Below are 5,731 nucleotides of genomic sequence, written 5' to 3'. Positions count from 1 at the left end.
TAAGGCAGATGCCACGGCGATATGGATAGCGCAATTTGTTGGTAGAGAGATCAGAGTGCTTGATTATTACGAAGCACAGGGACAACCGTTATCAGAGCATATCGGTTGGTTGCGTCAAAATGGTTATGAGAAGGCATTGATGGTTTTGCCTCATGACGGTGCGACCAGAGACCGTGTGCACAATGTGAGTTTTGAGAGCGCTTTAAATGATGCGGGCTTTGAAACACAGGTTGTTCCCAATCAGGGAGCAGGGGCGGTTAAGATGCGTATAGAGGCGGTGCGGCGTATTTTACCTTCAGTTTGGTTCAATGAAGAGACGACCGTAGCAGGGCGTAAAGCACTGAATTGGTATCATGAGAAATGGGATGAGAAGCGCAATATTGGTTTGGGAGCAGAGCATGATTGGTCGAGCCACGGGGCAGATGCCTTTGGATTGATGTGCGTGGCTTATGAAGAACCTCCGACGATACAAAAGCGACCAGCTTATAGCGGTAGAGAAACTTATGAAAGCACGTCATGGATGGCAGAATGATGTATGATGAAGAGCATTTAGAGAAAGACAGCACCGTATCAGCTCTGTCTCATGATGGTTTGTTTCGCAAGCTTGTGAGTTGGTACAAAGAAGATGTGGAGCATGTGAATAAATGGCGTGAACATGCGCGGGAAGATTTTCGTTTTTACAATGGTGATCAGTGGAATGAGGCTGATTTAGCGGCGTTAAAAGAGCAACGCCGCCCCGTTATGACTTTTAATCGTATTGCTCCGCTTGTGAATGCTGTTGTGGGGTCAGAACGCAACAATAAGCGAGAAGTGCAGTTTATTCCCCGTCAAGTAGGGAAGGCATTGCCTAGTGAATTGCTTACTGGTGCGGCAGAATGGTTTCGGGACATGGCGCATGCAGAATACGCTGATAGTGATGCTTTCCAAGATGCCGTTATCTGCGGCATGGGGTGGACTGATACCCGCCTTGATTATGAAAATAGCTTTGATGGTGAACCGGTCATTACGCGTTTAGACCCGTTAAAGATGGTTTGGGATAGCGCGGCAGTGCAACCGAATTTAACCGATGCACAACGCATGTGGTATGTAGATCGCAAGCCCTTGGAAGTAGCTAAGCAGATGTTTCCAAAATCTCATTGGACGGAGCTGAGTGCGGATTGGGCGCGTGATGGGGTTGCTTATGAGGGCATTCATCATAATGATCTTGAAGCTTATAATGATGAGAAGGGCATTGATGTTGAAAACGGTCGTCGGATGGTCACGCTTGTTGAATGCCGTTGGTTTGAAAGCGAGAGGTATTACAAAGCGCCCGATTTAAGCACTGGAGAACTTCGTGATTATAGCGAGGAAGAATTTAAGCAGCTCCAGTGCATGATGCCCGATATCCAAGGGGCAGCTTTCAATAAAAAGGTTGTAAGACGTGCTTTTTTAGGGAGAAAATTGCTTGAATCCCCCGATCAACCTTTGGTTCCAGCGGGTCAATTGGGTTGGGAGTGTATAACGGGGTATTTTGACAAGATAGAACGGCAATTTTATGGGGTTGTGCGTCCTACAAAAGACCCACAACGGTGGGCGAATAAGTACTTTAGTCAAGTTATGTATATCCTTAATAGCCAATCCAAAGGCGGGATAATGGCAGAGAGTGGTGCATTTAAGGATGAGAGAGAAGCAGCAAAAAGTTTAAGCCGATCAGACAGTATTACATGGGTTAAACCTAACGCATTGGCAGGTGGTAAAATACAACCAAAGCCTGTAGCACAGTTTCCACAAGGCTTTTTCCAACTGTTTAATGAAGCTAAGGAAGCAATTAATCAGGTGACGGGTTTATCGCCCGAATTCATTGGCACAAGAGAAGTGACACAAGCGGGTATTTTGGAGGCACAACGACGCCAATCCAGTTTAAATCTGCTTGCTTGTCTGTTTGATGGTTTACGTTTGTACCGCAAGCGGCAAGGTAAGATTATTTTGCACTTGATACAGAATTACTTGTCCGATGGTCGTTTGGTACGGATATCTGGTGAGGAGAATGCGCAATATATTCCATTGACGCGTGAAGAAGTAACGAGTGTCGAGTATGACATTGTTGTTGATGATGCGCCAACCAGCCCGAATGAGAAAGAGCGCACCTTCGGTATCATCACACAGCTGCTCCCATTGCTTCAAAATGCGATTACGCCGGATATTATGCTTGATCTACTTCGTTATTCTCCATTGCCTGCGTCATTGCTTAATCGCGTCAGTGAGAAGTTCCAACAGCAACAAATGGCACAACAACAGCAGATGGACCCCGAGCAGGAAATGAAGTTGCAGGAAAAGCAACAAGACTTAGAGACGAAAGCACAGATGCATCAGATGGATTTGCAACAAAAGCAGATTGATCTTTTTGTGCATCAAGAGAGAGCAAAAACAGACGCAGAACTGATGAAGCAACGCTATGAGATTGAACGGCAGAAGCTTCTCAATGATCAGGCACACAATCAGATTATGCGAGAGCGAATAGCATTACACAGAGGTATGCATAGTTGAGAAAGGTGAAAGAATGAATGCAGAAATGAATGAAGCTATGAATGAAGATTACAGAGTTGGAGCACCGGTCTTTGATGATGAGAGCTCTTTTGATGCCGGCACTTATGATGGTGAAACGATTGATAATGATGATGTCACCTCTCCAGAGCCGGTTGTGCAGTCCGTTGAAAAGCCTTCAGAGATTGTTCCTAATTTAGAACAGCAGCGTATGGAGCAACAAGCTAAACAAGCTCGTGAAGCGCTTGTCAAGCTTTATGAACCCCAATCCCAGACGCCAATGGTTGAAGGTGAAAATGCACCCCCAGACCTACGTGAGGACCCTGTTCGTTTAGTGGCGTGGATGCTAGATAAGATTCAAAAGCAAGATGCGTATATTAGGGAACAGAAAGAAGCGCTAAGACAAGCTGAGGAACAGCAGCAGCATGATATACGTCTTGGTGAATTTTTTAATAATTCTGTTAAGTCGTTTCAAAATAAATCCAGTGATTTTGATGCCGCGGCAAATTTTCTTTATGAGGCACGCGCAAAGGAATTGAGTTCTTGGTCATCACTTTATCCTGAGTATGGACAACAAAACACAATAGATGCGATTATAAGAGATCAATTGCATGCTCTTGTAGCGACTTGTGCACAAAGAGATCTCAATCCGGCAGAAGAGATTTATAGAATAGCGCAAAATCTTGGCTATCAGAACCAAGCATTACAAGCGAATAATCAAGTTGCTGCGCTTCAAAGCCGGCAGAATTCTGCGAGAACCTTAACGGCATCTGGTGGAGGGGGCAGTGTTGGACCAATCACTTTAGCAAGCATTGATAGGATGTCAGAAGAAGAATTTGACGCTTGGATATCAAATCCGAAAAATAAAGCAATTTTTCGGCAATTGCATGGTGCTGGTAACGGGTATTAAGAGTGCATTTTTATAGAAATTAGCCTGTTTTATGCAGGGTTATGGTCCGGCTTTTAAGCCGGTTTTTTTTTACAGCAAAGAAAGGTAAAATCAATGGCATTAACAACAGTTAGAGCAGATGATCCTCATGCGATAAGCACGTGGTCAAAATTATTAAATACAGAAGTTTCAAAGGCGATACCTATTGCCCCTCTTATAGGCAGGGGTTCAAACAGCATTATTCAACTTAAAACTGAAACACAGAAGGGCAGAGGGGATTGTGTTACATTTAGCTTACGTACACAGCTTTTGGGACGGGGTGTTACCTCAGGACAGACGCTTGAGGGGAATGAAGAGGCATTACAATTCCTTCATGACAGACTATATATTGACGAGCTTTCGCATGCAGTTCGTGTAGAAAATGAAGGTAGTATAGCGCAACAACGTACAACGTTTGATTTGCGTGACGAAGCAAAAGATGGCTTAGTTGATTGGTATGCAGATCGCTTAAGCTTGATGTTTTTCATTCAAGCTTGCGGATATACAGCAAGGACAATCTCTTTTGAAGATCGGATGATAGATATCGAGAATGTGCATTATGGATTTAATGAACCTCTGGCACCAAGTAGTAAGCGAATTATCCGTCCAGATGGTAAAACCAAGGATGAAGAGCTAAGTGAAGCGCCAAAACACAGCTTTAGTTTGAAGCTTATTGACGAAGCTGTAAAAATGGCGAAACTTGCTAATCCCAAAATTCGACCAGTACGTGTGAATGGGGAGAGTGTTTATGTTCTCTATTTGCATCCAACACAAGTGATGCAATTGCGTACCAATACAGAGACTGGTCAGTGGCTTGATATTCAGAAAGCTGCTTACACAGGCTCTCGTGCGCAAAACCCAATCTTTGATGGTTCTTTAGGCATGTATAATGGTGTGATTTTACGTGAATCTGAACATGTCACCCATGGGGTAAAATCTACCGATCATACAGCGAAAAAAAGTGTGCGTCGTGCTGTTTTTCTTGGAGCACAAAGTATCGTTATGGCTTTTGGAAATAATCGCAATGTCAATCGCTATAAATTGGTGGAAGAGCATTTCGACTATCAACGTTACTATGGTTTGTCTGCGAAAACACTGATTGGAATGAAGAAAACCCGTTTCAAATTTCCAAATAGCTCTCAAGCAGCGCAAGATTTTGGAACGATTGTTATCCCCACCTACAGTGGTGAACCTGATAATTAATCATAGGGAGGAAACAAGACATGGCAGATCAATTACCACCTCCATTACAGGGAAGAAATCTTCACACCCAACAGGTGAGTTTCTTACGTTTGAATATCTCGCATAAAGATAAGCATCTTACGGAAAAAATCGGAATTTTGCCTCGTGGCGCTTTGATCACTTCGATGAAGGCTTTTGTCAAGACCGCGTTTTCTGAAGCAAAATTAAAGATAGGCAGCACCTATGGCGGCAATGAGTTCAGTGAAAAAGACATCAAAGCCCAAGGCACGCAAGATTTTACGCCAACAGATCAAAAGTCTTTTGTTGCAGATGATAAGGAGATGACCCTTTATGCAACACGGGATAAAACAACTGCGGCTGGTGAATGTATTGTGGTTGTGCAATTCGTGACAAATCATTGAGGGGATAAGACATGGCAGATTATTTACCACAGCCCTTGCAAGGGAGAAATCTTCATACGCAGCAGGTAAGCTTTTTGCGGCTTAATTTTAGCTATGAAGATAAAGAAAACGCTATGAGAATAGGCACGCTACCTCGTGGTGCTTTGATCACTTCGATTAAAGTGTATGTCAAGACAGCATTTTCGGACACGAAGGTAAAAATAGGCAGCACTGCTGGCGGCAATGAGTTTGGTGAAGCAGAAATCAAACAACAGGCAGTAAAAGAGGTTAAGCCTACCAATCAGAAGGAGTTTATCCCTTATGATGAAGAACTTACTCTCTATGCCAAAGCGGACAAAACAGTACAAGCTGGGCAAGCAAGTATAGTCGTTGAATTCGTGACTAATCACTGAGAGGTATTTTGATGACACGTCATTATATTCGGGTTAAGACCGGAGGACCGATACCTGTAAAGCGAGATGTTTATCGTCATAAGAGAACACTTTCGCACTTAGTGTCGGTTATTCAAGATGAGATTGATGACATAGCCGATGAGTATGTTCAACAAATCCAAGAAAGCATTTTTGCAGCCATTCGTTTTTGTGAACGAGAGACTTTTTACTTTAACGAAAGCCGTGATGTGGTGTTTGAGACACGGGCGGGACAAGGTGTTTATGATGCAAGCACTACCCGCCCT

The 5,731-nt window shown here is 43.6% G+C and carries 5 protein-coding genes and 2 pseudogenes; all 7 read left to right on the top strand.

The genetic code is table 11. The features are described from left to right. Positions 1-532, top strand: a pseudogene (locus ACFILH_RS05690) (PBSX family phage terminase large subunit); the annotation flags it as partial. Then, positions 517-2,526 (top strand): portal protein, encoded by a 2,010-nt coding sequence (locus tag ACFILH_RS05685; RefSeq protein ID WP_375658330.1) that lies wholly within the window; start codon positions 517-519, stop codon positions 2,524-2,526. The pseudogene ACFILH_RS05690 and the gene ACFILH_RS05685, both read left to right, overlap by 16 nt. 13 nt (positions 2,527-2,539) lie before the next feature. Next, positions 2,540-3,433 carry a hypothetical protein gene (locus ACFILH_RS05680; protein WP_375658329.1) on the top strand — a complete coding sequence of 298 codons (894 nt, stop codon included), beginning with the start codon at positions 2,540-2,542 and terminating at the stop codon, positions 3,431-3,433. 93 nt (positions 3,434-3,526) lie between these two features. Further along, positions 3,527-4,654, top strand: coding sequence for a N4-gp56 family major capsid protein (locus tag ACFILH_RS05675; protein WP_015856180.1), 1,128 nt, complete (start codon positions 3,527-3,529; stop codon positions 4,652-4,654). 20 nt (positions 4,655-4,674) lie between these two features. Continuing rightward, positions 4,675-5,055, top strand: a complete 381-nt coding sequence (locus ACFILH_RS05670; RefSeq protein ID WP_375637953.1) for a hypothetical protein — start codon at positions 4,675-4,677, stop codon at positions 5,053-5,055. 11 nt (positions 5,056-5,066) lie between these two features. Continuing rightward, a complete protein-coding gene (locus ACFILH_RS05665) occupies positions 5,067-5,447 on the top strand; it encodes a hypothetical protein (protein ID WP_375658328.1) in 381 nt (126 codons plus the stop codon). 11 nt (positions 5,448-5,458) lie between these two features. Then, positions 5,459-5,731: pseudogene (locus ACFILH_RS05660) on the top strand (hypothetical protein); the annotation flags it as partial.

Source organism: Bartonella sp. CL435QHHD, assembly GCF_042195095.1.
In the GTDB taxonomy this organism is placed as follows: Bacteria; Pseudomonadota; Alphaproteobacteria; order Rhizobiales; family Rhizobiaceae; genus Bartonella.
Note: the sequence above shows the minus strand (reverse complement) of the source record. Positions and strands in the feature narration are given on the sequence as shown.